Here is a 26,040-nt window from a genome sequence, read left to right as displayed (position 1 = left end):
ATGAGTTGATGATAGCGGGATAAAAAGGGAGAAAAAGCGCTTATGATGAACCCATTGTTTCCATATTGGTGCTAATGATGGATATCACCCACCTGGCCAGTTTCTATGAAGTGGTGCAACGAGGCAGTTTCTCCGCCGCTGCCGATGCCCTGGGGGTGAGCAAGGGGATGCTGAGTCGCCATGTCAGCGCCCTGGAGTCCGCCCTCAATGCCCAACTGCTCCAGCGCACGACCCGCAGACTCAGCCTGACCGAGGCGGGGCGGGTGCTTCACCAGCAGGCCGGCGAGATCTTCGCCCTGGCCCGGGAGGCGGAGGAGGGGATCCGCGCCCTGACCGAGGAGGACAGCGGCCGCCTGCGCTTCACCTGCCCGGTCAGCACGGGGGACCGCATGGTGAGCGAGCTGCTCGCCCGTTTTGCCGAGCTCTGCCCCGGCGTCCAGGTCGAGCTCAACTTCACCAATGCCATGATCGACATGAGCCAGGGGGAGAATGACATCGCCCTGCGGGCCATGGAGCTGATCCCCGACAACCTGGTGGCCCTGCCGCTCGGCAGGCTCAAGGATGTGGTGGTGGCAAGCCCCGCCCTGCTGGCCCGGGAGGGGATCCCCGCCACTCCCTATGAGCTGGGGGGGCGCTCCTGCCTGCTGCAGGGCCACAACCCGGACTGGGAGCAGTGGCACTTTCGCCAGGGGGAGGAGGAGGCGCACATCCTGGTGCAGGGGCGAGTGCGGGCCAACCACTACAGCACCCTGCTGCAACTGGCCCGGGCGGGCATGGGCTTTGCCAAGTGCCCGTTGATGCTGGTGGAGGCCAGCCTGGCCCGAGGGGAGCTGGTGGCCGTGCTGACGGAGTGGCAGACCGGCCTGCACCCGATCCATGTGCTGCACGCCCAGCAGCGCCGGGTGCCGCGCAAGATCCGGCTGTTCAAGCAGGTGCTGGCCCAGTGGTTTGCCGAGCGGCCCCATTATCTGCTGGGGTGAGCCTGCATCCCGTTATTTTTCTGTCATCTGGGGCTGCTACCCTGCGCCCTTCATCGCGAAAGGAGAGTCAGGGAATGAAGCGTCATCAGGGTTGGGCAGGGGTTGCGCTGCTGTGCTGCGGCGGTGTGCAGGCCGAGGTCAGGGTCGAGGTGCCCCGGGATTTCCAGATCCTGGCGGTGAGCGCAGGCAAGGTGCAGGACGAGCAGCACGCCGTGCTGGCCGACGGGGAGCAGCAACTGCTGGTGCGTTACGAGGGGGTGATCCCGAGTCGCAACAGCAGCGACAACGATCGCCAGGTTCGCTCCGAGCCCCAGGTGCTTCGCTATAAGGCCCGCGGGCAGTCGGTGCGCCTGCAGGCTCCCGTGCCTGCGGACGAGGCCGGGATGGAACGCTACGCCAGGGCCCCTGTCCTGGGCCTGGTGGCGGGGGGGCAGCCCCTCGAGGTGCGCCAGGATACGCTGATGGTGCAGGGGATGCAGATCGGCATGGACTGGCATGCCAGGCTGATGGAGTACAACCGTGGCGAGGGGCCTGCCGTGCTCGCCGGTGCGGCGGATGTGACTGCGGCCGCCGTGGCGACGCCCCGGGCCTCCTCCGTGCCGGCCAGCGCCCTGGAAGGGCAGTTGCAACAGCTTTTCCTGCAGGCGGACCCCGCGCTTCGCAAGCGCTTCATCGGTTGGGCCGTGCCGCGCCTTTAAGTTTGCTCCCCGTTGCAGTAACGTGGGCACATCTTTGATTCCCGATGTGCACATGTTGATCAGCGAGGCCCCCATGTTTGAATTGCACCCCCGCCTTCAGGCGGATACCCGGATACTCGGGGATCTGCCCCTGTGCCGCGTCCTGCTGGCCAAAGACAGCCAGTATCCCTGGCTGATTCTGGTGCCCCGGGTCGCCAACCTGCGGGAGATCCATCATCTGGCCCCCGAGCAGCAACAGCAGTTGATGCAGGAGTCCTGCGCCGTCGCCACCCTGATGGAGCGGGCACTCGGCCCGGACAAGATCAACGTGGCGGCCCTCGGCAATCTGGTGCCTCAGCTGCACCTGCACCACGTGGCCCGCTTCAGCTCGGATGCGGCCTGGCCCGGCCCCATCTGGGGTGCCTGTCCCGCCATTCCCTATGAGGAGCAGGCCTTGCAAGGGGCGGCTGCCAGTTGGCAAGCCCGTCTGGCTACCCTGGATGGATTTCAGCCATTTCTGACTGATAATCCAGTCAAGTGAGAGGTGGCTCGCGCTTTGGGCACCGGGATCACGCAATCTGTTAGCGTATCGCGTCGGTGCATGGTGACATGGGCGACACGAGTGACAGCCCCATTATTTCGATCAGCAGGAAGGTTCCATGATAGTGACAAGATCCGAGGATGATGCCGTATTGACCACAGAGGACGTACTGCTGAGCCTGTGCAATTCGGTGACGAGCGTATTGAGTGCGGCGACCCAGACCCAGGTGCGCTTCTCCGGCATGGTGCAGCGGATCAGCAAGACCTGCCTCAAGCCTGACATCGGCTGTTTCGTGCTGTTTGACGGCGGCTTCTCCGGGCTGGTGGTGATCAACTTCTCCGCCGCCGCGGCCATGGAGCTCTACCAGAGCTACATGCTGAGCATGGGGCTCTCCAAGGAGGATCTTGCCATCTCCCACACCTCGGACGAGGTGAGCAACGTCATGGGCGAGCTGATGAACCAGATTGTCGGCAGCTTCACCACCAAGGTGGGGCGCGAGCTGCAGACCCACATCACCCAGAACCAGCCCAAGATGCTGGCGCTCAACAAGCAGGTGATGCTGAGCGTCGACACCAACCTCGACAATCCCGAGACCCGCCGGGTGACCTTCTTCACCGCCAGCAACAACATCTTCTATCTGGAGCTGGCCATGGACAAGACGGAGTTTATCCGGATCCATGATGGCGGCGTGCAGGAGGAGGTGGATCCCGACGAGCTGATCGCCCAGGCCAAGCAGTCAGCCAAACCGGCACCGGCGGCCGCGCCGGCGAGCAACGAGCACGACGATCTGCTGGATTCCCTCGGCATCTGATGGTCGAGGGTTGTGCAAATGAAGAGGCCACCCCGGGGGTGGCCTCCTTGCTTGGGGCGGGTCAGAAGTTGTAAAGCAGCCCGGTACTGAAGCGAAGCGCCTCGGCATCGTAGAAGTCGATGTCGGAGTCGGCGCTGGAGTAGGCCGCGGTGAAGGTGGCGGCAAGGGGTTTGATGCCGAACAGGTTGTGCCAGAAGAAGGTGCCATTGAGGGCGAACTCGCTGGCATCGGCGCGCTGGCCGAACAGGGGATTCGCCTCGTCATACTTGCGCTTGCCGGCGTAGAGGTTGCTCACGATGGACCACTGGGAGGCACGCTTGGCATAGGTCAGCTGCAGACCGGTGTTCTTGAAGCTCTCCGCACTCCCGTCCAGGCGGGCCTCCTTGTAGAGGAAGGCGGGCTCCAGCAGCTGGTCGCCGCCGAAGTGGTACTGGTAGGAGACAGCCAGGTCGTGGACCTTGCCGTTGCGGCTCAGCATGGAGGCGTAGTGGGTGCCGTGGGTCAGGTCATATTGCTGGCCGCTGCGCTCCTCGTCGAGCTCCACTTCCCGGCTGGTCAGGGTGGCGTAGACGTTGCTGCCCCAGATCCTGTCCCAGGCAAAGCGCACCCCTTTCGAGGTGAGATCGGTGGCGCTGCGGTCCACGCCGGTGGCGAAGGGATCGCTCCACACTTCCACCGGCATGAGGTTGAACACCAGGGAGGTGGCGACGATACCCTTGTCACCCATCTCCTGGCGCAGACCGAGTTGCTGGGTAAACTCGAAGCGCACCGCGTCCTGGATGAGGTTGCCGAGGAAGACCTGGGTGCGGGTATCGGCGAAGGTGTAGCGGATATCGGCATTGAGCAGCGGGCTCAGACCGCTTTCGCGGCCGGGGGAGCCCAGATCATCGATACGGCTGTTGCTGTCGTCACCGGCATAGAAGTTGGACTTGTGGCTGCCGGCATTGACTCCGCCCAGCAGAAAACCGGACCAGCCGGTCTGGCGGGGGATCTCCCCCAGATCGGCGTGGGCGGTGGTGGCGACCAGCAGGCCAAGGCTCAACAGAACATGATTTCGCATCGGGTATGCTCCTGACATAACGAATGAGAAGGGTGACAGTGCGCCCCGGTATCCCGGTGGGACCGGTGCTGACTGAGGCATGGCAGGCATGCTACCCCAGCCGGAGTGTGACGTTAATCAATAATTGAATACGCGACGGACAAGAGTTCATGGCGCCGTACTGGTATCCTGTTTGCGCAAGAAAAGGGGAGAAAACAACGAGATGAAGCAGATCAAATCCTGGGCGCAATATTACGTCGACCTGATGACCAAGCTGGGACTGGTGCGCTTCAGCATGTTCCTGGCCACCGCCATCATAGTGCTGGCCGTTTCGATCCAGATGGGGGTGACCCTGTTTTTGCGCGGCACCGTGGACATCGTCGACCTGGTGCGCTCTGTCTTCTTCGGCCTGCTGGTGACCCCCTGGGCCGTCTATTTTCTCTCCATCGTGGTGGATCAGCTGGAGGACTCCCGCCAACGGCTGACCCGGATGGTGCGCAAGTTGCAAGACATGCGCGAGCGGGATCTCGAGCTCAACAGCCAGTTGCAGGAGAACATCAGCCGGCTCAACGCCCAGATCGCCGAGACCAACCGGGCCGAGACCCTGCGCCAGCAAGCCATCGAGGATCTCGAAAACGAAGTGTTCCAGCGGGAGAAGGCCCAGCTGCATCTGGGGGAGCGTACCGCCCTCTTGCGCTCCTTCATCGACTGCTCCCCCGATCTGGTCTATTACCGCAACGAGGACGAGCAGTTCTCCGGTTGCAACCGCGCCATGGAGGAGCTCACCGGCAAGGTGGAGGCGGAACTCATCGGCCTGACCCCGTTCGATGTCTACAAGCACGACATCGCCAGCAAGGTGGTGGAGACCGACAAGCAGGTCTTCGCCCAGAACGAGCCGCTTACCTATGAGCAGTGGCTGGAGTATCCCGATGGCCGCAAGGCCTATTTCGAGCTGCGCAAGGTGCCCTTCTTCGACCGCTTCGGCAAGCGACTCGGCCTGCTCGGCTTTGGTCGCGACATCACCGAGCGCAAGCAGTACCAGGACAAGCTGGAGAAGGCGAGTCGGGACAAGACCACCTTCATCTCCACCATCAGCCACGAGCTGCGCACCCCGCTCAATGGCATCGTGGGCCTGAGCCGGATGCTGATGGATACGCCCCTCGATGCCAGACAGCAGCAGCAGCTCAAGACCATCCACCTGAGCGCGGTGACGCTCGGCAACATCTTCAACGACATCATCGATCTGGACAAGCTCGACCGTCGTCGGCTGGAGATTGCGCCGGCTCCGCTGGATTTACCCGCCTTCCTCGACGAGCTGGAGACGCTGTCGCGCATCCAGGCGGAGCAGAAGGGGCTCTACCTGCACTTCGACCGGGACGGCGATATGCCCCAGTTCGTGATGGCGGACGGCACCCGGCTGCGTCAGGTGCTGTGGAACCTGGTGGGCAATGCGGTCAAGTTCACCGATGAAGGGGGCGTCACCATACGCTGTCTCGCCCACGCCGCTGATGAACCGGGCAAGCTGGCGCTGCACTTCGAGGTGGAAGACACCGGGGTGGGCATTCCCCGTGCCCAGCAGGAGAAGATCTTCGCCATGTACTATCAGGTGCAGGGCAAGAAGCACGCCACCGGCACCGGCATCGGCCTTGCGGTCTCCCGCCAGCTGGTGCAGGCCATGGGCGGTCAACTCTATGTGGACAGCGACCCGGGCGAAGGCGCCTGCTTCACCGCCGAGCTGGAGGTGGACTGCGTCGAGCCCAGGGCCGCGGCCCCGGAGCCAGAGATGCCCTCCCTCGACATCCTGCTGGTGGAGGATGTGGAGCTGAACGTCACCGTGGCCTGCGCCCTGCTGAACAAGCTCGGCCATCAGGTCAAGGTGGCGCGGGATGGTGCAGAGGCGCTGGCCATGGCCAACCCGGATGATTTCGACTTGATCCTGCTCGACATCCAGCTGCCGGACATGACGGGGTTCGATGTGGCGGAGCAACTGCTCGCGCGCTACGGCGACAGCTTGCCCCCCATGGTGGCGCTCACCGCCAACGCCACCGGCGATCGCCAGTACTACCGGGATCACGGCATGCAGGATGTGATCAACAAGCCGCTGGGCTCCAAGGCGGTGCGGGAGGTGATAGGCCACCTGTTTGCGGATCTTGCCGGGGACGAGGCGGACGAGCAGGACGATGTCCACCATCAGGATGCCCTGCTGGATCTGCCCTTCCTCACCGATTACGCCAGCACGGTCGGCAAGCCGGTGCTGCTCTCCAGCGTCGAGCTGTTCGAGAAGATGATGCCGGATTACATGGCGGTGCTCGACTCCAACATGATTGCCAGGGATCAGGCCGGTGTGGTGGAGGAGGCCCACAAGATCAAGGGGGCGGCGGGCTCCATCGGCCTGCGCCGGTTGCAGCAGACGGCCCAGCTCATCCAGAGCCCGGAACACCCCGCCTGGTGGGAGAACGTGGAGGACTGGATTGAAACCCTGCGCCGGGAATACCCGGGTGACATCGCCCGCCTGCGGCGCTGGCTGCTCTCGTAGACACGACGCCTCAGGCAAGGAGCCACGACATGTATGACCGTTTGATCCCCCCCGAGCGCATTCACCCCTGGGGAGACGAAGACCTGCTGGAGGCGACGGAGCAGGACCGCACCCGCATCGTGCAGGCGGCGCCGGTGCGCCGCCTGCAGCAGAAGACCCAGGTCTTCCCGCTCGATGTGAAAGCCTCGGTGCGCAGCCGCCTCACCCATTCGTTGGAGGTACAAGAGACCGGTCGCCAGATCAGTCGCCGCATCCTGGCGGCGTTGCCAGCCGGAGTGGTGTGCGAGGGGGCCTTCATCAATCTGGTGGAGATGTCCTGCCTGTTGCACGATGTCGGCAACCCGCCGTTTGGCCATTTCGGCGAGCAGGTGATGAGTCAGTGGCTTGCCCAGGAGCTGGACGGCCTCTTCGCCCGTGCCCACGACCAGTTGCCGAGCCCCCAGTGGGCAACCCTTCGCCAGGATCTGCTGGTGTTTGACGGCAATGCCCAGAGCCTGCGACTGGTGCACAGCCTCCATGAGCTGAACCTCACCCTGGGGCAACTGGCGGCGCTGTGCAAATACCCGCAGCAGCCCCTGCCGGGCCTGCACCATCCACAGGGCTATGGTCAGCACCACGGCTGGACCAGCAAGCGCGGCATCTTCTTCAGCGAACAACCCCTCTATCGTGCCCTCGGCCAGAGCCTGGGGCTGGCCGAGGGGTGCCGTCATCCGCTGGTCTACATCATGGAGGCGGCGGACGACATCTCTTACTGCATCGCCGATCTCGAGGATGCGGTGGACAGGCGCATCCTCACCCAGAGCGAGCTGCTGGCAGCCCTGCGCGAGGCGGACGAGGGCGGTTACATGGCCGATCTGCTCGATGAGGCGCTTGCCTCCGGTCGGGGGTTCTTCCCCCATTTTCGCCAGCATCTGACCCGGGATCTGGTGGCGCTGGCCGCCCATACCTATGTGGCCGAGCACGATCAGATCCTGAGCGGGGCCTATCCCCAGGCGCTGCTGCACGGTCAGGCTCCGGCAGCCCGGGTACTCGATACCCTCAAGCGGGTGGCTCGCGAGCTGGTGTTCATGCGCCCGGAGGTGGAGGCGCTGGAGCTGGAAGGCTATGCCGCCCTGCGCGGGGTGCTCTCCACCTACGCCTGCCTGCTGGCCCTGCCCGCCAGCCAGTTCGAGCGGCTGCTCGCCGGCAACGGCGGGAGCGAGCTCTTCTTTGCCCGGCGGCTGTTCCACCGCCTCTCTGCCCGCCACCTCAAGGCGTACCGGCTGGCGGTGGCGAGCCGGGATCCCCGTTTCGAAAAGGAGAGCGAGCAGGAGTGGTACTACCGGGTGCGGCTGCTGCTCGATTATGTGAGCGGCATGACGGATACCTATGCGCTGGAGGAGTTTCGGTTGTTGTCAGGGATTTGACTGAACCTCTTTTTGACCGCATTCCACCCATATGGGTGGGAGAGATATTGCGTAAAATTCGGTGTTTTTTTACACTGCGGCAACTTGTTCAACTTTCACACGGTAAGGAGACGACCATGCAACATTCCATGTTCAACGTTGCGTTCGATCGCTGCTCTGGCAGCGCGAAGACTCGTGCTCTTTATTTGCCGCGTGGAGGGGACAGGTAACACCTGCTTTTCTCATCACCCGCGGTTGTCCCGCAGGGTGATCACCTCTCTCCGGGGGAACCGCACGTTCAACTGGAGAATATTATGTCTATCGAACTCGCCCTGCTGCGCCACGTAGAGACCCTGGTTCAAAAAAGGATCACCCGGCTGGAGCGTCGCGTCAGTTACCTGCATCTTTCACCTGCCCTGCTCAAAGACATCGGTCTGGAAGGGCAAAATGTGCAGATCGCCCACATCCGTGAGCGGGAGTTTCAAACCGGTTTCCGGCTCGGGAACCGAATAACCTGATGGGAGGGGGCCTGGCCCCCGACCTGGTGGATGGCAGGCCTGGGCCTGCCATTTTTCTTTCCTGATGAGCATTGTCTCAATTTAGTTGTCGCACATTGCGCCAAACACTCTATGACCCCCCTCCGTTTCGTATGGGAGTTGATAATGTTCCGCCGCTGCTGTCGTCTCATCCTGCTATGTGGTCTGGCTTTCTGGAGCCTGATGGTTGCGGCTGCGCCGGCGCAACTGGACCAGAGCAACTTCACCCTGGACGAACTGCACTGGCTTGCCACCCATGATGAACTGGTCGTCGGCATGCCTTCGGCGGCCTGGCCACCCTATGTCTATACCGATGGGCGCGGCAACTTCACCGGCCCCCTGGATGAATTCGCCTCCCAGATTGCAGCCAGGCTGGGGGTGAGCCTTCGCTACCGTGCCTATGCCAACAATGCGGCGGTCCAGCAGGCCTTGCTGGATGGCAAGGTCGACATGTTGATCGGGGTGGCACCGAGCCCGACCCGCACCCTGCAGATGCAATTTACCTCCGAGCTGATGGCACTGCCCCGGGCCGTGCTGTTGACGGGGGGGCGGGAGAGCCTCTCTCTGGAAGAGGCCTATGGGGTGCGCTGGGTCTGCGTCTTCGGTGTCAGCGCCTGCGATGAGCTGCTGCGCCTGGGGATCTCGAACCTGATCACGGCCGACAGCCGGGACGAGGCGATCTTCATGCTCAAGGAGGGCAAGGCGGATGCCTACCTGGCCGAGCTGCCCATGCTGAACAGGCTGCAAGCCATGGCGGGCATGGCGCTGGCCAGGATCGACTGGATGAGGGATACCTCCCTCGCCATGGTCGTGGCGCCCAGGAATGATGTCTTGCAGGGATTGCTGGAGCGGGCCCTCGAGGACATCTCTCCCTTGGAGCGTCGCGCCATTCTGGAGGCGGGGGACATCCTCGACTATGCCCTGGTGAAAAGGAGCAGGGAGATCGTCTTCAATCCGCAGGAGTAGGCGTGGTTGCAAGCACATCCGGTCATCCGCTACGGGGTTGCCCCGGATTGGCCCGGGATGAGCGAGGTGGACGACAGGGGGCGGCTCAAGGGGCTCATTGCCGATCTGCTGACACTGATGAGCCAGCGTGCCGGGCTTCAGTTCACCCTGGTGCCGACCCGGAGCTGGGCCCAGAGCATGGCGCTCTTCCAGGATCGCAAGCTGGATCTCATCCCGGCCATGACTCCCACCGCGGAGCGTCAGCAGTTTGCCCGCTTTACCCCCAACTACGCGTCGATCAACCGGGTGGTCGTGGCGAGGCAGGGGATGGCCGAGCTCACCGCCGCCAGGGCACTGAAAGGGCACAGGGTGGGCATGGTAGGGGGCTCGGTGGAGCAGGTCTTGCTGAACGAGGTGGGGGCCATCGCCGTGCCGGTGGCCAGCGATGCCGAATTGCTGCCCCTGCTGGACCAGCAGAAGGTCGACTATGTGCTGATGAGCACCACCACCCTGGAGCAGTCGCTGCAAAAGGGATTCAGCGACCGCTACCAGGTGGTCTTCTCCGGCAGCGACCTGCGGGTACCCATCGCCATGGCGACCCAGTTGCAGGACCCCATGCTGCAGCAGATCCTCACCAAGGTGCTGATCGCCATTCCCCCCGACGAGCTCTCCGCCCTGGAGAAAAAGTGGCTCTCCCTGACCATACAGACGGGACTGGATCCGAAGACGGTGCTGCTCTGGTCCTCCCTTGGCGGCGGCATCTTCCTGCTCTGCCTCTTGCTGTTCATGGGCTGGAACCGGACGTTGCGCCGCCAGATCAGCCAGCGGCGGGAGGCCGAGCGGCGGCTCGAGGAGCAGCTGGTGTTTGTCCAGATGATGCTGGATGCCCTGCCCAACCAGGTGGTGCTGACCAACGAGCGCTATGAAGTGGCAATGACGAACCGGGCGTATCGGCAGATGTTTCTCGGCGGGGAGAACCTGACGGGCTCCTATGAGCGGTTGCTCCAGGATCGATTGCCCGAGTCGATCCGCGCCAGGGTGATGGAGGAGGATGCCAGCGTCTGGGAGAGCGGAGAGGAGCTTCATGGCCGGGGCGAGATCCGGTTTGATGACGATCGCCTGCACCAGATGATCTACACCAAGCGGCTCTTTGCGGGGCCCGATGACAAGCGGCTCGGGATCCTGACAGTGCTGACCGACGTGACCGAGCTGGAGCAGGCGCGGTTTGCGGCCCAGGAGGCGCAGACCCGGCTGACCCAGATCACCGACAGCATGCCGGGTCTGGTCTATCAGTATCACTGGCTTGGGCCGGGCAAGGGGCACTTCCTCTACACCTCGCAAGGGGTCAGGGAGATGGTGGGGGGCGAAGAGGACCTGGTCGGCATGGCGGTCACCGGTGCCTCCATCCTGGGGCTGACAGGCAAGGCGCACCAGGACTTCGTGGCCACGGTGGATCGTCATGCCCTGAGCATGCAGCCGCTGGATCTCGAGGTGGAGATCCGGCGCCAGGGGGAGGCGGGCTATTTGCAGATCCGTGGTCATTTCGTTCACCAGGAGGGGCTTGAAGGGGTCATATTGAACGGCGTGGTGCAGGACATCACCAAGCTCAAGCGCCAGGAGCTGGAGCTGCGTCAGGCTAGGCGGGTGGCGGAGGAGGCGACCCAGGCGCGCAGCCGCTTCCTCGCCACCATGAGTCATGAGCTTCGCACTCCCATCTCCGGCATGCACGGCATGCTGGAGCTGCTGCAAATGAGCCCGCTGGACGACGATCAGCGCTACATGTTGCGCAATATCTCGACCTCCACCAACCATCTGCTCTATCTGGTGAACGACATCCTGGACTTCTCCAAGATGGAAGCCGGGCAGTTGCAACTGCACCCCCATCACTGCCGCCTGACCTCGGTGATTTGCGATGTCATCCGGGGACATGCGGCCCTGGCCTATGGCAAGGGACTCATTGTGACGCTGCGGTGGGGGAAGACGGTGCCGGATCTGGCCTGCATCGACGGGATCAGGGTGGGGCAGGTGATCTCCAATCTGTTGAACAACGCGGTGAAGTTCACCGAGGCAGGGGCGATCGCCATCCAGGTGGATTATGAAGACGACCGGCTGGCCTTCCGGGTCCGGGATACCGGGATCGGCATCGCCCTGGAGCAGCAGCGCACCCTCTTCATCCCGTTCAAGCAGGTGGAGTCCGACACCAACCGCCGGTTTGGCGGCACCGGGCTTGGGCTTGCCATCTGTCATCAACTCACCCAGAAAATGGGGGGGAGCCTGACCCTGGAAAGTACCCCCGGAATGGGCACCTGCGTGACCTTCACGCTGCCCCTGGCCGAGTGCCAGTGGGAAGCGCCGCCCCTGACCGGTCAGGTATGGTGGTGGTTTGGGGAGGATGAGGGGCTGGAATCGGTGATGGCCAGGCTGGGCGCCAGACTGGTACGCATGGAGGCACACCATTGGCAGCAGCCCCTCGAGGGGCATCTGCTGGCGCAGGAGAATCACCTGGAGCAGGCCCTTGGCAGTGACTGGCTGGCCTGTTTGCAGCGTTCGAACCTCAAGGGCATAGTACTCTCTCCCCATGAGGCCCTGCGGGGGCGCATGGGGGGCAACGCCTGGTGGCGACTGGGACAATCGCCCCTCTACCCCGATCTGTTGCTGGAAACCTGCCAGTCACTGTTCAACCAGCAGGCGAGCCAGTCGATGGGGATGGAGGGGGAGAAGCTCAGGGGGCGGGTGCTGGTGGCGGATGATCACCCCGTCAACCGGGCATTGCTGACGAGGCAGCTCGCTATCCTGGAGCTCGAGTCCGAGGTGGTGGAAGATGGCGAGGAGGCGCTGCGCGCCTGGCAGGGGCAGGACTTCGCCCTGCTGCTGACCGACTGCCACATGCCGGTGATGGATGGCTATGCCCTCACGCGAGCCTTGCGGGATGCCGGGGACAGTGCTCCCATTATCGGGGTGACGGCCGATACCTCTGAGGAGGCGAGCCAGCAGATGCGTGATGCCGGCATGAACGACATGCTGTTCAAGCCCTACAGCCTGGATGCCCTGAGCCAGACCCTGGGACGCTGGTTGCCGACTCAGGAAGAACAGCTCGCCTCGGAGGCGCCCCGGCAAGCCAGGGTTCAACTGCCAGGCATAAGCTGGTTGACCCTGTTCGGGGATGAGGCGGTGGCACGCAGCATGGCCAGCGAATACCTGGAAGCCAACGAGCAGGATGGCGAGGACATGAGGCTGGCGCTGGCCAGCCAGGATACCCAGGCGCTGGTGGAGACGGCACATCGCATCAAGGGGGCCGCGCGCATGGTAGGACAGCAGGCTTTGGCAGAGGAGGCGGCCCGGCTGGAGGCGGCGGCCAGATTGAAACAACTGGACAAGCTCGATGACCTGGCCAGGGCGGTACAGGCATTGATGGACTCTATCAGAGGTGAAACGGGGTTATGGCTCGATGAATAGCGCACAGCATGAGTTGGCGATCATGGTGGTGGAGGATCACAACTTCCAGCGCAAGGCCCTGATGCACCAGATCCGCGGACTGGGCTACGGCAACCTGCTGGAGGCGCAGGACGGGGAGGAGGCGCTGGCACAGTGCCAGCACCACAGGGTCGACATCCTGTTCTGCGATCTGCGCATGCCAGGCATGGATGGCATGGCGCTGCTGCGCCGCCTCTCCCTTGGCGGGTTTCGCGGCGGCATTGTACTGTGCAGCGCCTTGGAGGATGACGTGGTCGATGCCGTGCTGCGCATGAGCCGGGCCTATGGCCTGCAGGTGCTGGGGCGCATCGAGAAACCCGCGTCTCCCCAGCAGATCGCGCAGCTCATCGGTGCCTGGCGGCCCCAGCAGGTGCGCAGCCAGGAAGAGGATGGTTATCACCTGACCCAGGATGAGCTGCGCCGGGCGCTGGATCAGGACCAGTTGCTGCCCTGGTATCAACCCAAGGTGGGTTTTCACAACGGGGAGTGGCTCGGCATGGAGGCGCTTGCCCGCTGGCAGCACCCCGAATATGGCCTCATCTCGCCGGCCCGTTTCATCCCGCTGGCGGAGCACAACGGGCTCATCGACCCGCTCACCGAGGTGATCATCGGCAAGGCGCTGCGGGACGGCCACCTGTGGGAGAAGACCGGGCTCTCCCTGAACCTGTCGATGAACCTCTCCACCACCTCCCTCATCGAGGGGGATCTGTGCAACACCCTGCTCAGCCACTGCCAGCGCTGGAGCATCAACCCCGAGCTCATCACCCTCGAAGTGACCGAGAGCGCCTTCGTCAAGGATCTCGGCAAGTCGCTGGAGGTGCTGACCCGCTTGCGGATGCACGGTTTTGGTCTCTCCATCGATGATTTCGGGACCGGCTACTCCTCCATGCAGCAGCTCGCCCTGCTCCCCTTTACCGAGTTGAAACTGGACAGATCCTTCGTGGATCGCTGCTATGAAGATCCCTCTCGCCTAGCCATCATCGAGTCCAGCATCGAGCTGGCTCGCAAGTTGGGCTTGAAATCGGTGGCCGAGGGGGTCGAAGATGAGGCGACCTGGCAATTGCTGGCGAAGCTGGGGTGCGATCAATGCCAGGGCTTCTTCTCCGCCCGTCCCATGCCCCGCGAGGAGCTGATGGGATGGCATCAGGGTTGGCAAGCTCGTTTGCCCGCGCTCATCAGACGCTAATCCCGGGCAGGATGCCCGACGAATTCCAAGGATGGCCATGAAAATATCAAGCAAGTTGTTGTTGAGCTTCTGTTTTATCAACCTGCTCATCATTCTCTCCTCCGCCCTTGTCTATCATCAGCTCGGCCGGATCGAAGGCTCGCAAGATGCCTTGCTGGCCCAGGCCCTGCCCGCCCTGCAGCGGGACGAGGCGAGCCAGAAAGCCCTGATTGCCACCGTTTCATCCCTGCGGGCCTATCTCATCCTCGGCAAAGATCCGGCACAGGGTGATCGCATCAAGCAGGAGTGGGAAGAGGCCTGGCACGCCATCGATCGCCAGCGTTTCACCCCCGACCTGACCCGGGCACTCAAGGATTTCAAGGGGGCACAGTCACAGGTGTGGGCCCTGGCTCACACCGAAGAGAACCTGCCCGCCCACACCCTGATGCTGCTGGAGGCCGGCCCCCTGGCGGAGTCGGCCCTCGATCAGTTGCAGTCTTTTGCCAATGAAGAGGTGGCGACGCCCCAGGCGACGTTGCCCGGTGACAGGCGCCTGCTGCTCAAGCAGGTGGGGGATGCCTACAACAGCCTGGGCAATGCGCTCTCCGCCCTGCGGGATTTCCTCATCTCGGGGGAGAAGGAGTACCTGGACAAGTATCGGGACTACTACCAGTTCCACCAGCAGCGGGTGGCCGAGCTGAAACAGCAAGAGGCCAACTTCACCGAGGCACAAAAGGGGCTCTGGACGCTCTTTGAAGAGATGTCAGCCCCCTTTGCCGAGCTGGTCGGCCAGGTGATCGAGAAGCGCCAGGCCCCGGACTGGGACAGGGCCAACCACCTGATGGCCACCGAGATAGAGCCCGCCCTGACCCGGCTGGCGGATCAGCTGGCGACTCAGGTGACCCATACCCGTGCCGAGGTGGACAAGATGGCGGGGGAGATGGCGGCCGCCAGTCAGACCATTCACCGCACCCTGCTGCTGGCCACCACCAGCGTCATCCTGCTGGGCACCCTGGTGGCCCTGCTGTTCAGCCGGCGCCTGACCCGGGACATCGCCAGCCTGGTGAAACGGGCGGGCCTGGTGGCCGATGGCCGCCTCCCCGTCACCCCCTTGCCCGTGCTTCGTCAGGATGAGCTGGGAGGGCTCACGGGCTCCATCAACCGAATGTCGGCACAGTTGCGCGAGCTGGTGGGGGAGATCCAGGGGGCGGTCGGTCAGGTGGAAGGGGCTGGCCGCGAGGTGGGTCAGACCACCAATGCCATCGTGGATGATCTGGCGAGCCAGAATCAGCGGCTCGATGCGGTGGCAGCCGCCATCGAGCAGATGTCGGTCAGTACCCGGGATGTGGCGGGCAACATTGCGGACGCGGCGGGAGCGGCTCGCCAGACCGAGCAACAGGCAAGGGAGGGGGAGCAGGCCCTCGCCCGCATGGGGACCACCATGGCGCAGATTGGTGCCATGATTGCCCAGGCAAACCAGGCGATGACGCAGCTCAGCAGCCAGAGCGAGCAAGTGGGGAGGGTCACCGAAGTGATCGCTACCATCGCCGAGCAGACCAATCTGCTGGCACTCAATGCGGCCATCGAGGCGGCGCGGGCCGGTGAGCAGGGACGGGGATTTGCCGTGGTGGCCGATGAAGTGAGGCAGTTGGCCAGCCGCACCAGCGCATCGACCATGGAGATCAACCAGACCATTGCCAGCATCCAGCAGCAGACCCGGGAGACCGCGGATACCGTGGGCAGCGGCACCCTGCTGGTGGAGCAGGGGCGCGGCGCCGTGGCCTCGGTGACCGAGACCCTGGAGTCGATGGCGACGCTGGTGCAGGATCTCAGCGGCCAGCTTGCCGCCATCGCCACCGCCACCGAGCAGCAGTCAAGGGCGGCGCAGGAGGTGGCGGGCACGGTGGAGGAGATTGCCGAGCTCAGCCATCAGTCCAGCGAGCATGGCCAGCAGGGGGAGCAGATCGCCGCCCGCCTGACCCGGGAGACGGGGAGACTGACATCGGCCATCAGCCGCTTCGAACTGGATGCCTGACGCAAGGGAGAGAAAAACGGGGCAGACCTCTGGGTCTGCCCCGTTTTTTCGGCCCGAAAACCTGGTGGTGGAAGGATGCACGACGCAGGTGCGGTCCTGACCGTTCGGGAGCAGGGGGATGGTGTCTTGTGTACTGCCCTGTGGCTCTTTCTGCCGGCAGTACGGGTCACTCCAGGCGGCGGAAGGCCTGATTTTCGAAGCTGCTGCAGGTCTCCTGGTTGAGCAGGTTGACCAGCAGGATGGCCCGCTTTTCGCCATCCGGCTCCAGATAGATGGCTTCAAACCCGGCGAGGGGGCCGGATTCGATAAGTACCTTGTCTCCCTGGGTCGGCAGACGGGCATAGCTGGCGCGCGCCTCGTCGCTGTCGTCCCGGCTCATGAGCCGGTAGATCAGCTGGCTGCTGACGGGGGTCCACTCCTTGCCGAAGTGGATGATGCGACTGATGCCCCGGGTCGATTTCAGGGTGACCGGGGTGACCTCTTCCAGATCCACGTAGATGAAGAGGTAGTTGGGGAACATGGGCTCGCGCTGGGGCACGCGCTTGCCTCGCCGCAGTTTTTCAATCTCGACCATGGGGTAATAGGATTCAACGCCCTGGGCTGCCAGATGGGCGCGGGCGCGGGCTTCTTCCTTGGGTTTGCAGTAGGCCAGATACCATTTCTTCATTGTTGTTCTGTTTTTCGTGTTGCCGTGCTTGCGGCTATCATAACGGGGGTAAAAAAAAAGGCCACGCTTGACGTGGCCTTTTTTCCAGAGTGAGTGATTACCAACCTTTCACCAGACCGCCCTTGAACAGCTCGGTCCCCTTCTTGAAGACCTCGTCGGTCTGGAAGGACTGGACGAACTCCTTGACCTTCTCGTCGTCCTTGTTGTTCTCGCGAGCAACGATCAGGTTGACGTAGGGGGACTCCTTGTCTTCGACAAACAGGCCGTTCTCGGTCGGGGTCAGACCAATCTGACCGGCGAAGGTGTTGTTGATGATGGCCAGATCCACGTCTTCCAGGGAGCGCGGCAGTTGTGCGGCTTCCAGCTCGACGATCTTGAAGTTGCGCGGGTTGCTGGCGATGTCCAGTACGGTCGCTTCCAGACCGGCACCCTCTTTCAGCTTCAGCAGGCCCTGCTTCTCCAGCAGGATCAGGGAACGACCCAGGTTGGTCGGATCGTTCGGCACCGCGATCTGGGCACCGTCTTTCAGCTCGGACAGGGCCTTGACCTTCTTGGAGTAACCGGCGATCGGGTAGACGAAGGTGTTGCCGACCGGCACCAGCTTGAAGCCGCGATCACGGATCTGGGCATCCAGGTAGGGCTTGTGCTGGAAGGCGTTGACGTCGACGCTGCCGTCGTTCAGGGCCACGTTCGGGGTGACGTAGTCGGAGAAGGTGACCACTTCGACGGTCAGGCCGTATTTTTCCTTGGCCACCTTGGCCGCGGTCTCAACCAGCTCGGTCTCGGGACCGGCGATGGCGCCCACCTTCAGGGTCTTGTTCTCTTCCTTCTGGCCGCAACCGACCAGTACCAGGGTTGCCAGCAGCGCAGCTGCTGCGGATTTGATGCCCAATTTCATAAAAACCTCCTGTCAGAAATCGACGATTAACGATGATCACATTGTTTGACCAGGCGCTCACCCGCGCTCTGGATGAGTTGAACCAGTACCACCAGAATGACCACGGTGACCAGCATGACGGTGGGATCGAAACGCTGGTAGCCGTAGCGAATACCCACATCACCGAGACCACCGCCTCCGATGGCACCTGCCATGGCGGAGTAGTTCACCAGGGTGACGAGGGTGATGATGACACTGTTGAGGATCCCCGGCAGGGCCTCGGGCAGCAGCACCTTGGCGATGATTTGCAGGGGCTTGGCCCCCATGGCCTTGGCCGCTTCCAGCAGGCCGTCAGGCACTTCCATCAGAGCCCCTTCCACCAGGCGGGCGACGAAGGGGATGCAGCCCACGGTCAGCGGCACGATGGCGGCGATGGTACCGATGCTGGTGCCGACGATGAAGCGGGTCAACGGAATGATGGCGACCAGCAGAATGATGAAGGGCACCGAGCGGCCGACGTTGACGATGACGCCCAGGACCTTGTTGAGCAGCGGATTGGCCAGGATCTGGCCCGCCTTGGTCACGTGCAGCGCCACGCCGAGCGGCAGGCCGAGCAGGCAGCCGAACAGGGCGGAGGCAAACACCATGATGAGGGTGTCGCCCAGAGCCGAAATCAGCAGATTAATCATTGCTTCGGACATAACCCATTACCTCCAGCTGAATGTGGTTGTCGATGAGGAACTGCTGGGTGGCCTCGCACTGGGCCTCGTCCCCGAACAGTTCCGCCAGCAGGAAGCCGAACTTGACGCCACCGGCGTATTCGATGTCTGCGCTCAGGATGCTGATGTCGATGTTGAAACGGCGGCTCGCCTCGGAAATCAGCGGCGAATCCACCGTGGTCCCGGTAAAGCCGAGCTTCACCAGGGGATAGCTGCCGGGCACCCGCTCGGCACTCATCCGATCCTGATACTCCTGGGGCACTTCCAGGTGGATGGTGGAGTGGATGAAATCCCGGGCCAGCTGGGTCTTTGCATTGCTGAAGAACCAGGCCACTTCCCCCTGCTCGATGAGATGGCCGTCGCTGATGATGGCCACTTCGTCGCAGATCCCCTTCACCACGTCCATTTCGTGGGTGATGAGCAGTATGGTGAGCCCCAGCTTGACGTTGATCTCCTTGAGCAGGGTCAGGATCGAGCGGGTGGTCTGCGGGTCGAGGGCCGAGGTGGCCTCGTCACACAGCAGGACCTTGGGAGCCGGTGCCAGGGCACGGGCGATGGCGACGCGCTGCTTCTGCCCGCCGGAGAGCTCGGACGGATAGGCGTGGGCACGGGCTTCCAGCCCGACCAGGGCCAGCAGTTCGCTGACCCGGCTCTGGATCTTGTCCTTGCTCCAGCCCGCCAGCTCCAGCGGGAAGGCGATGTTGGCGGAGACGGTGCGAGAGGCCAGCAGGTTGAAGTGCTGGAAGATCATGCCGATCTGGCGGCGAGCCTGAGTCAGATCCCGCTCGCTGAGGGCGACCAGGTCCTGGCCATCGACGATGACCTGCCCCTCGGTGGGGCGCTCCAGCAGGTTGACGCAGCGGATGAGGGTACTCTTGCCGGCACCGGAGGCACCGATCACCCCGAAGATCTTGCCTTGGGGCACATGCAGGCTCACGTCACGCAGGGCGTGCACGGCATCACTGCCTTTACCGTAGACTTTGTTGAGACCGATCAACTTAATCATGGATTCTTCCGTGCTAACAGCCTTAAAGCACAGGGCGCTACAGGCGGGTAAATTGGGCAGAGGTTTCACTGGGTAGCTCTGTCATCATGGAGGATGATGCTAAGATGTCCGGATGGCTGTGTCAACGCATGTTTTTACGTCTAGACGTCTAAAAAATGGATAAGGATTCCCGCCATTTGACTATGGTGTGGAGGTATAACCACCAGTATCAATATAAGATTCCGATTTGATGACATTGGTCCGAATATAAGCTGGTAAATATCTTTTATGTCGTCGATTTGATGTCTCCCCTTCGGACAAGGTACCCGGTCGTCCGGGCAGCATCGCTGCCGGTTTCCCCTTCCTCCTGCCGTCTCTTTTTCTGTTTTCTTTTCCATCTCCTTGATGCAGAACAATAAATGACCAGTTCGTGGCCGTGTCGACATGCCAGCTCCCTATACTGGCTGCAGGTAGATGCCAGGAGGGAGGCGAGATGCGATTCCAACAGATCAAGGACCTGATGCTCTATCTCGAGGAGCTTCATCATCGGCAAGGGCACATTTACGGGCGCCAGATCCCCCGGGTGGATGCTGAGCGCAGCAGGATGTTGCTGGCCTATTTGCAAGGGCGGGAGGATGCCGCGGCGGCTCATCTGCACGATTATCGCGAGCAGATGGGAAGCGCGGTGAAGGAGACCTGGCTGGATCAGGGATTTGGCGAGGATCTGCTGGCCGAGGGGGATCGTCTGGCACTGCCCGCCACAACCCAGCCCGCGGAGATAGTGGCCCTGGTGTCACGCCAGGAGGAGAGGCTCATCGGCGAGCTGGAACGTCTGGCCCGGGAGTGCCCCACGCCCGACACGGCGGCGCTGCTGAAAGCCCTGGCCTCCATGGCCCAATCCCGCCTGACCCGTCTGGTACACGGTGCTCATCGCCTCGACGATCTCTGAGCACGGATGAGAGAGACCCGGCACGGGCCGGGTCTTCTGATGTTGCTGGCGGTCAGCCCCCTTGCCGGGCCGCGCCATAGAGGGCGGCGCCTATGATGCCGGCCTGGTTGAGGTTCGCGGCCGCCACCAGGGGAGCCCGGGTCTCAATCTTGTCGATGAACTTGTCGAGCTTGGCGGCGCTGCCGCCCCCCAGGATGAAGAGGTCGGGGGAGAACAGAAACTCCAGGCGAGCCAGGTATTTGTTGAAACGTTTGCCCCAGCGGCCCCAGGAAAGATCCTCGCGCTTGCGCACCGCATCGGAGCAATAGTGTTCGGCCACCATGCCTTCCAGCATCAGGTGACCCAGCTCGGTATTGGGCAGCAACTGACCATTGACGAAGACGGCGGTACCGATGCCGGTGCCGACGGTGATGAGAATGATGACGCCCTGGCGATCCTGCCCGGTGCCAAAGCGCATCTCCGCCAGACCGGCCGCATCGGCGTCGTTCAGGACATGGCAGGGCAGGCCGGTCACATCGGCAAACAGGTGGGCGGCATCGGTCTCAATCCAGCTCTTGTCGATGTTGGAGGCATTCTTGGCGATGCCGTTGTGGATGGTGGCGGGAAAACCGCACCCCACGGGACCCTTCCATTGGAAGTGTTCGACCAGCGCCTTGAGGGTGTGTGCCACGGCGGCCGGGGTTGCCGGTTGCGGTGTGGCGATGCGGTGGCGTTCGCCAATCAGCTCCCCGGTTTCGGTGTCGACCAGGCAGCCCTTGATCCCGGACCCCCCAATATCTACTCCCAGCATCTGCATCAGAATCTTCCTTTTATTGTGCCGATGTTCAATGGTCGGCAGAGCATGAAAAAATGGCTGCGATCCGGCAAGGGCCAGATCACTTATGCGTGATCCGGCAGACCTTTTTCGATGCAGCGGATCAGCAATCGCGTCTTTTTATTCTCTTCCTGCTGACGCCTGGCCAGGGTCGCCAGCGCCCACTCGATATGCTCGGCCACCATGGGCGCCGCCTCAGGCAGCGCCTGTTGCAGGGCGGCCAGGACCTCGCTGCTGGCCGGTCCGTTGCCAAGGGCCACCGCCAGGTTGCGGCGCCAGCGCTGATAGCCGATGCGGCGGATGGGGCTGCCTTCCGTGTGCTTGAGAAACTCGGCCTCGCTCCAGCCCCACAAGGTCAAGAGGGGCGGGCGGTGCAGATTGGGGCGCGGGCTGAAGTCGGGCTCCGGGCTGGCATTGGCATAGCGGTTCCAGGGGCAGATGAGCTGGCAGTCGTCACAGCCATAGATGCGATTGCCCATGAGCGGCCTGAATTCCTCGGGAATGGGGCCGTCATTCTCGATGGTGAGATAAGAGATGCAGCGCCGTCCGTCTACCACATAGGGGGCGATGATGGCACCGGTGGGGCAGATATTGATGCAGGCCACGCACTTGCCACACAGCTCCTTCTCCACCGGGGCATCCACGGGCAGCGGCAGGGCGATGAGCAATTCTCCCAGAAAGAAGAAGGAGCCGGCGGACTCGTTGATCAGCAGCGAGTGCTTGCCCACCCAGCCAAGGCCCGCCTTGGCCGCTAGCGGCCTTTCCAGAATAGGGGCCGAGTCGACGAAGGGGCGCCACTCGCCCAGGGTTTGTCCCGCCGCCTGCAACAGGGTTTCGCACCGCAGCTCGATGCGCTCCCCCAACTGTTTGAGCCGGTTGCGCAGCACCTTGTGGTAGTCGCGGCCGAGGGCATAGCGGCTGATGTAGCCGAGGGTGGGATTGCGCAGGGTGGCGGCAAAGCCCGCCTCGAACGGGAGGTAGTTCATCCGCACCGAGATGACCCGCAAGGTGCCCGGCAACAGCTCGTGGGGGCGGGCCCTCATCATGCCGTGGCGCGCCATGTAGTCCATGGTCCCGTGATAACCGGCATCCAGCCAGGCCTGCAACCTTGGCTCTTCCAGGGTGAGGTCGGTGTCGGCGATGCCGACCTGGTCAAATCCTAGCTCCCTTGCCCAGAGCTTGATATCGTGGGCCAGTTGCGCAAGTTCGGCAGCCGTCATGCAGCATCCCCCCTCTGCCTGTAGGAGTGTGGCAGGCGCAGGGCGGCAATATGGCGTGCCAGTTGCCGGGTCATGGGATGATGAAACGTGGGGGCCGTCATGGTAGAGGTGTTCGGGGACGCTATCCGCAAAAATGAGTGGGAGAGTCTAGCACAACCCCTGTGGCGGGCCGAGCAGATCCGCAGCATGGAACGGCGCTGGGCCGAGCAGGAGGGGTTGCCCCTCTATGTGCTGATGGAGCGGGCCGGGAATGCGCTGTGCAACTATGCCTGTCACCACTGGCCCGACAGCCGCCAGTGGTGGATCTTCGTCGGCCCTGGCAACAACGGTGGGGATGGCTACGTGCTGGCCCGCCTTGCCCGGCGCATCGGCCTCGAACCTCTGGTGATTGCCGCCCGGGCTCCCGGCCTGCTGAGGGGAGATGCCAGGCGGGCTGCCGAAGAGTGGCTCGCATCGGGGGGGAGCGTGACCATGGCCGAGGATCTGCTGCCCGCCACGCTGCCGCCGCCGGATCTGGTCATAGACGCACTGCTCGGTACCGGCGTCCAGCTTCCCCTCTCCTCGTCAATGACAAAGATCGTCGCAACAATCAATGGCTTGAACGCGCCCGTGCTGGCGGTGGATCTCCCCTCCGGTCTCAATGCCGACACCGGCCGCGCCATGGGCGCACTGGTGCGTGCCACCCGCACCCTCACTTTCATCGGCATCAAGCAGGGCATGCTCACCGCCGACGGGGTGGACGGAGTCGGCCACCTCGACCGGGATCCCCTGGGAGTGACGCCGGGGGAGGAACGGGTTCCCGCTGCCGAGCGGATCGATTATCCCAGCCTCAAGGGGTTGCTGACCCCGCGCAGGCGCTCGGCTCACAAGGGACACAGCGGCAAGGTACTGCTGACGGGGGGGAACCTCGGGATGCAGGGGGCCATCCTGCTGGCGGGTCAGGCCTGTCTGCGGGCGGGGGCGGGATTGGTACGCCTGCGCCAGCACCCGGATTGCCCTGCGGCCAGCCTGGTTCAACCCGAGCTGATGGGATGCCCGGCGGACATGGATGAAGGGTGGGCATCGGTGCAGGTACTGGGCCCCGGGCTCGGTCAGGATGAGTGGGGCCGGGACCGGTTCGAACAGGGCATCGGAGCCGCCGTGCCACTGGTATTGGACGCCGATGGATTGAATTGGCTGGCGCAGGCCCCCCGTCATCAGGATAATTGGGTGCTCACACCCCACCCCGGGGAGGCGGCTCGCCTGCTGGGCTGCACCATCGCCGAGGTCGAGGGGGACAGGTTTGCGGCCGTCTCGCGGCTGCAACAGCGCTACGGTGGCGTGGTGCTGCTCAAGGGGGCGGGGTCGCTCATCTGCGACGGCAGGCGTATTTCCCTGTGCGACGAGGGCAACCCCGGCATGGCCAGTGGCGGCATGGGTGACCTCTTGTCTGGTATAATCGCCGCCCTCCTGGCTCAGGGCTGGTCCGCGGGCATGGCCACCCGACTCGGGGCCGTGATCCACGCAGAGGCCGCCGATCTGGCCGCCGCCGAGGGTGAGAGGGGCATGCTGGCATCGGATCTGCTGCCCTGGATCCGTCGTCTGGTCAATCCGACACAGTAACAAGTAACAAGAAGAACATGGCAAAAACCTTGATGATGACACTGCCGGACGAGGCAGCAACAGTGGCGCTGGGTGGCCGTCTGGCAAAGGCGTGCCAGCAGGCCACCACGGTATTTCTGCACGGTGCCCTCGGGGCCGGCAAAACCACCCTGACCCGAGGCTGGGTGCAGGGACTGGGTCATGAGGGCAAGGTCAAGAGTCCGACCTATACCCTGGTGGAGCCCTATGAGCTTGCCCAGTGGCAGGTCTATCACTTCGATCTCTATCGACTGGCCGACCCGGAAGAGCTGGAGTTCATGGGCATTCGCGACTATTTCGCCGCCGATACCCTTTGCCTGGTGGAGTGGCCAGAGAAGGGCGAGGGCTGGCTGCCAGCCCCGGATCTCGAGATCACCCTGAGTTATGCAAACGAGCAGCGCGAGGTGCAGATTGATGCCCGCACTGCTATCGGCGAAGCCATTCTGGAACGGTTGTCATCTCAGTGCGCGTGATCCTTGTCTTTGTTCTCTCCCTGATGGCATTGCCCACCTGGGCCAATCAGCTCAAGAGTGTGCGGGTGTGGCCATCACCGGACAACACCCGGGTGGTGCTCGACATGAGCAGCGCCCCCAATTTCAACTACTTCACCCTGACCGGTCCGAACCGTCTGGTCATCGACCTGAAAGGGGCGAGCAACGCCACCAACCTGGCCCGCATCGAGAACAAGAGCGAGCTGGTGCGCAAGATCCGCGAGAGCACGCCCCTTGAACAAGGCAGCCTGCGCCTGGTGCTGGATCTCGGCTCTGCCATCAAGCCAGTGGTCTTCCCGCTGGCGCCGGCAGGACCCTATGGCCACCGTCTGGTGATCGATCTTCCCTATGAAGAGAAGGGGAGCGCGGCGGCACAACCCGCGCCCGTCGGGGGACAGGGCAAGGCCATCGTCATCGCCATCGATCCTGGTCACGGCGGGGAAGACCCGGGCTCCATCGGCCCGCGCCGCACCTACGAGAAGCGGGTGACCCTGTCGGTGTCGCAGAAGCTGGCGGCCCTCATCGATCGCGAGCCCGGCATGCGTGCCGTGCTGACCCGGCGCGGCGACTACTTCGTCGACCTGAACAAGCGCTCCGAGATCGCCCGCAAGGCCAAGGCGGATCTGCTGGTGTCGGTGCACGCCGACAGCTTCCACAACTCGACCCCGCGCGGCGCGTCCGTCTGGGTGCTGTCGACCAACCGTGCCAACCGCGAGATGGGCAGCTGGCTCGAGAAGCAGGAGAAGCAGGGTGAGCTGCTCGGCGGCGTCGGCAAGGTATTGGCCGAATCCGATCCCAACCCCTATCTGGCACAGACCTTCCTGGATCTCTCCATGGACAAGTCCAGGGCCGAAGGCTATGACGTCAGCCGCCAGATCCTGCGCTCGCTCGGGCGGGTGGCCAGATTGCACAAGAAGGCGCCGGAACATGCGAGTCTGGCGGTGCTGAAGGCGCCGGACATCCCCTCTGTACTGGTGGAGACGGGCTTTATCTCGAACCACGCCGAGGAGAAGCTGCTGGCCACCGCCAGCTATCAGGATCAGTTGGCCCGGGCCATCTTCGAGGGGATCCGCAACTATTACCGCAGCCACCCGACCAAGGGGCCCATGCTCACCGGCAAGGGGCAGGTTGCCGCCCCACCGCGTCAGGCGCCTGCCAGCAAGCCGGTCGCTGTCAGCAAGCCGGCTGCCCAGCCAACGCAGCAGGTCGTGACCAACCGGATGCCGGCGAGCGAGCCCTATCGCGTCGGTGAGGGCGGCGCCCCGGTCAGCAGTGTCGGCAGCGCCTCCGGTGCCGGCGTGATCAAACCTTACAAGGTCGCAGCCCAGGAGCCGAGTGCGCCGGTAGCCAGCGTGCAGAGCAACGACAAGTCCAACATGATCCGCCACGTGGTCACCCGTGGCCAGAGTCTCTCCCGGCTCGCCGAAAAACATGGGGTGAGTCAGGCGCGACTGGTGGAGATCAACAAGCTCAAGTCACGGGACATCCAGATAGGGCAGGTGCTCTATATTCCGCGAAAATAGCGCGGGCTGAAGAACGCAGCCCTTCTCTGCCGATGGCAGGGAGGGGCGGTG

Annotated in this window: 20 protein-coding genes and 1 pseudogene; 14 read left to right on the top strand and 7 right to left on the bottom strand. The window is 63.4% G+C overall.

Translation table 11 applies throughout. From position 1 onward, the window contains the following. Positions 1–77: 77 nt before the first annotated feature. The 4 genes from PG896_RS00550 to PG896_RS00535 all read left to right on the top strand — a co-directional run bounded on the left by PG896_RS00550 (position 78) and on the right by PG896_RS00535 (position 3,009). Complete coding sequence (locus PG896_RS00550) at positions 78–980, top strand: LysR family transcriptional regulator (protein WP_042016837.1); 903 nt, start codon at positions 78–80, stop codon at positions 978–980. 74 nt (positions 981–1,054) lie between these two features. After that, complete coding sequence (locus PG896_RS00545; RefSeq protein WP_102948888.1) at positions 1,055–1,678, top strand: DUF2057 domain-containing protein; 624 nt, start codon at positions 1,055–1,057, stop codon at positions 1,676–1,678. A 73-nt stretch (positions 1,679–1,751) separates the two neighbouring features. Then, a complete protein-coding gene (locus PG896_RS00540) occupies positions 1,752–2,198 on the top strand; it encodes an HIT domain-containing protein (RefSeq protein ID WP_201872396.1) in 447 nt (148 codons plus the stop codon). Between the two features lie 118 nt (positions 2,199–2,316). Further along, on the top strand, positions 2,317–3,009 hold the full coding sequence (locus PG896_RS00535) for a DUF3334 family protein (RefSeq protein ID WP_029313837.1): 693 nt from the start codon (positions 2,317–2,319) through the stop codon (positions 3,007–3,009). A 61-nt stretch (positions 3,010–3,070) separates the two neighbouring features. Here the strand turns inward: PG896_RS00535 and PG896_RS00530 are convergent, their stop codons facing one another. After that, positions 3,071–4,069 carry a DUF2860 family protein gene (locus PG896_RS00530; RefSeq protein WP_270835294.1) on the bottom strand — a complete coding sequence of 333 codons (999 nt, stop codon included), beginning with the start codon at positions 4,067–4,069 and terminating at the stop codon, positions 3,071–3,073. A gap of 202 nt (positions 4,070–4,271) precedes the next feature. On the opposite strand from PG896_RS00530, the gene arcB reads away from it, so the two are divergent. The 6 genes and pseudogenes from arcB to PG896_RS00495 all read left to right on the top strand — a co-directional run bounded on the left by arcB (position 4,272) and on the right by PG896_RS00495 (position 16,124). Beyond that, positions 4,272–6,584 (top strand): aerobic respiration two-component sensor histidine kinase ArcB, encoded by a 2,313-nt coding sequence (gene arcB / locus PG896_RS00525; RefSeq protein ID WP_045523789.1) that lies wholly within the window; start codon positions 4,272–4,274, stop codon positions 6,582–6,584. 29 nt (positions 6,585–6,613) lie between these two features. Continuing rightward, the gene (dgt, locus tag PG896_RS00520) at positions 6,614–7,990 is read left to right on the top strand and encodes a dGTPase (protein WP_043152541.1); all 1,377 of its coding nucleotides are present in this window, start codon (positions 6,614–6,616) and stop codon (positions 7,988–7,990) included. A 293-nt stretch (positions 7,991–8,283) separates the two neighbouring features. After that, positions 8,284–8,487 carry a hypothetical protein gene (locus PG896_RS00515; protein WP_080768051.1) on the top strand — a complete coding sequence of 68 codons (204 nt, stop codon included), beginning with the start codon at positions 8,284–8,286 and terminating at the stop codon, positions 8,485–8,487. Positions 8,488–8,631: 144 nt separating this feature from the next. Then, positions 8,632–12,906: pseudogene (locus PG896_RS00505) on the top strand (transporter substrate-binding domain-containing protein). Then, entirely contained in the window at positions 12,899–14,110 is a 1,212-nt protein-coding gene (locus PG896_RS00500; protein ID WP_270804423.1) for an EAL domain-containing response regulator, read from the top strand. Before PG896_RS00505 ends, PG896_RS00500 begins: the two are co-directional and overlap by 8 nt. A 37-nt stretch (positions 14,111–14,147) precedes the next feature. Further along, positions 14,148–16,124 carry a methyl-accepting chemotaxis protein gene (locus PG896_RS00495; protein ID WP_270804424.1) on the top strand — a complete coding sequence of 659 codons (1,977 nt, stop codon included), beginning with the start codon at positions 14,148–14,150 and terminating at the stop codon, positions 16,122–16,124. A gap of 166 nt (positions 16,125–16,290) precedes the next feature. Here PG896_RS00495 and rfaH read toward each other — a convergent pair whose 3' ends face one another. From rfaH to metN, 4 genes are all read right to left on the bottom strand, one after another. Next, positions 16,291–16,791, bottom strand: coding sequence for a transcription/translation regulatory transformer protein RfaH (gene rfaH, locus PG896_RS00490; protein ID WP_010673182.1), 501 nt, complete (start codon positions 16,789–16,791; stop codon positions 16,291–16,293). A gap of 97 nt (positions 16,792–16,888) precedes the next feature. Next, positions 16,889–17,689 (bottom strand): methionine ABC transporter substrate-binding lipoprotein MetQ, encoded by an 801-nt coding sequence (gene metQ, locus PG896_RS00485; RefSeq protein WP_010673183.1) that lies wholly within the window; start codon positions 17,687–17,689, stop codon positions 16,889–16,891. A gap of 26 nt (positions 17,690–17,715) precedes the next feature. Then, entirely contained in the window at positions 17,716–18,369 is a 654-nt protein-coding gene (locus PG896_RS00480) for a methionine ABC transporter permease (protein WP_103244296.1), read from the bottom strand. Next, positions 18,350–19,393, bottom strand: coding sequence for a methionine ABC transporter ATP-binding protein MetN (gene metN / locus PG896_RS00475; protein WP_103261496.1), 1,044 nt, complete (start codon positions 19,391–19,393; stop codon positions 18,350–18,352). Before metN ends, PG896_RS00480 begins: the two co-directional genes overlap by 20 nt. A gap of 472 nt (positions 19,394–19,865) precedes the next feature. Between metN and PG896_RS00470 the strand changes: the two genes are divergently transcribed. Further along, positions 19,866–20,321 (top strand): hypothetical protein, encoded by a 456-nt coding sequence (locus PG896_RS00470; protein WP_010673186.1) that lies wholly within the window; start codon positions 19,866–19,868, stop codon positions 20,319–20,321. A 52-nt stretch (positions 20,322–20,373) separates the two neighbouring features. On the opposite strand, the gene ppgK is transcribed toward PG896_RS00470, so the two are convergent. Together ppgK and queG are read right to left on the bottom strand one after the other, a co-directional pair. Further along, positions 20,374–21,117, bottom strand: a complete 744-nt coding sequence (ppgK, locus tag PG896_RS00465; RefSeq protein ID WP_010673187.1) for a polyphosphate--glucose phosphotransferase — start codon at positions 21,115–21,117, stop codon at positions 20,374–20,376. A gap of 83 nt (positions 21,118–21,200) precedes the next feature. Next, positions 21,201–22,355: a tRNA epoxyqueuosine(34) reductase QueG gene (gene queG / locus PG896_RS00460; protein ID WP_270835292.1), complete on the bottom strand. Its 1,155-nt coding sequence runs from the start codon at positions 22,353–22,355 to the stop codon at positions 21,201–21,203. Positions 22,356–22,454: 99 nt separating this feature from the next. On the opposite strand from queG, the gene PG896_RS00455 reads away from it, so the two are divergent. The 3 genes from PG896_RS00455 to PG896_RS00445 are packed head-to-tail and all read left to right on the top strand — an operon-like array spanning position 22,455 to position 25,989. Continuing rightward, a complete protein-coding gene (locus tag PG896_RS00455; RefSeq protein ID WP_270835291.1) occupies positions 22,455–23,957 on the top strand; it encodes an NAD(P)H-hydrate dehydratase in 1,503 nt (500 codons plus the stop codon). A 17-nt stretch (positions 23,958–23,974) separates the two neighbouring features. Further along, positions 23,975–24,448 carry a tRNA (adenosine(37)-N6)-threonylcarbamoyltransferase complex ATPase subunit type 1 TsaE gene (gene tsaE / locus PG896_RS00450; RefSeq protein WP_045523780.1) on the top strand — a complete coding sequence of 158 codons (474 nt, stop codon included), beginning with the start codon at positions 23,975–23,977 and terminating at the stop codon, positions 24,446–24,448. Further along, positions 24,439–25,989, top strand: a complete 1,551-nt coding sequence (locus PG896_RS00445; protein WP_171865074.1) for an N-acetylmuramoyl-L-alanine amidase — start codon at positions 24,439–24,441, stop codon at positions 25,987–25,989. Before tsaE ends, PG896_RS00445 begins: the two co-directional genes overlap by 10 nt. Positions 25,990–26,040: the final 51 nt, after the last annotated feature.

It is taken from the genome of Aeromonas sp. QDB30 (assembly GCF_027707645.1).
Classification (GTDB): Bacteria; Pseudomonadota; Gammaproteobacteria; order Enterobacterales; family Aeromonadaceae; genus Aeromonas; species Aeromonas caviae.
The sequence above is the reverse complement of the archived record's forward strand: the minus strand, read 5'-3'. Positions and strand labels throughout refer to the sequence as shown.

Coding starts and splice junctions, on each gene's coding strand:
- PG896_RS00550 (WP_042016837.1), top strand. CDS start 78: ATGGATATCACCCACCTGGCCAGTTTCTATGAAGTGGTGCAACGAGGC.
- PG896_RS00545 (WP_102948888.1), top strand. CDS start 1,055: ATGAAGCGTCATCAGGGTTGGGCAGGGGTTGCGCTGCTGTGCTGCGGC.
- PG896_RS00540 (WP_201872396.1), top strand. CDS start 1,752: ATGTTTGAATTGCACCCCCGCCTTCAGGCGGATACCCGGATACTCGGG.
- PG896_RS00535 (WP_029313837.1), top strand. CDS start 2,317: ATGATAGTGACAAGATCCGAGGATGATGCCGTATTGACCACAGAGGAC.
- PG896_RS00530 (WP_270835294.1), bottom strand. CDS start 4,069: ATGCGAAATCATGTTCTGTTGAGCCTTGGCCTGCTGGTCGCCACCACC.
- arcB (WP_045523789.1), top strand. CDS start 4,272: ATGAAGCAGATCAAATCCTGGGCGCAATATTACGTCGACCTGATGACC.
- dgt (WP_043152541.1), top strand. CDS start 6,614: ATGTATGACCGTTTGATCCCCCCCGAGCGCATTCACCCCTGGGGAGAC.
- PG896_RS00515 (WP_080768051.1), top strand. CDS start 8,284: ATGTCTATCGAACTCGCCCTGCTGCGCCACGTAGAGACCCTGGTTCAA.
- PG896_RS00500 (WP_270804423.1), top strand. CDS start 12,899: ATGAATAGCGCACAGCATGAGTTGGCGATCATGGTGGTGGAGGATCAC.
- PG896_RS00495 (WP_270804424.1), top strand. CDS start 14,148: ATGAAAATATCAAGCAAGTTGTTGTTGAGCTTCTGTTTTATCAACCTG.
- rfaH (WP_010673182.1), bottom strand. CDS start 16,791: ATGAAGAAATGGTATCTGGCCTACTGCAAACCCAAGGAAGAAGCCCGC.
- metQ (WP_010673183.1), bottom strand. CDS start 17,689: ATGAAATTGGGCATCAAATCCGCAGCAGCTGCGCTGCTGGCAACCCTG.
- PG896_RS00480 (WP_103244296.1), bottom strand. CDS start 18,369: ATGTCCGAAGCAATGATTAATCTGCTGATTTCGGCTCTGGGCGACACC.
- metN (WP_103261496.1), bottom strand. CDS start 19,393: ATGATTAAGTTGATCGGTCTCAACAAAGTCTACGGTAAAGGCAGTGAT.
- PG896_RS00470 (WP_010673186.1), top strand. CDS start 19,866: ATGCGATTCCAACAGATCAAGGACCTGATGCTCTATCTCGAGGAGCTT.
- ppgK (WP_010673187.1), bottom strand. CDS start 21,117: ATGCAGATGCTGGGAGTAGATATTGGGGGGTCCGGGATCAAGGGCTGC.
- queG (WP_270835292.1), bottom strand. CDS start 22,355: ATGACGGCTGCCGAACTTGCGCAACTGGCCCACGATATCAAGCTCTGG.
- PG896_RS00455 (WP_270835291.1), top strand. CDS start 22,455: ATGGTAGAGGTGTTCGGGGACGCTATCCGCAAAAATGAGTGGGAGAGT.
- tsaE (WP_045523780.1), top strand. CDS start 23,975: ATGGCAAAAACCTTGATGATGACACTGCCGGACGAGGCAGCAACAGTG.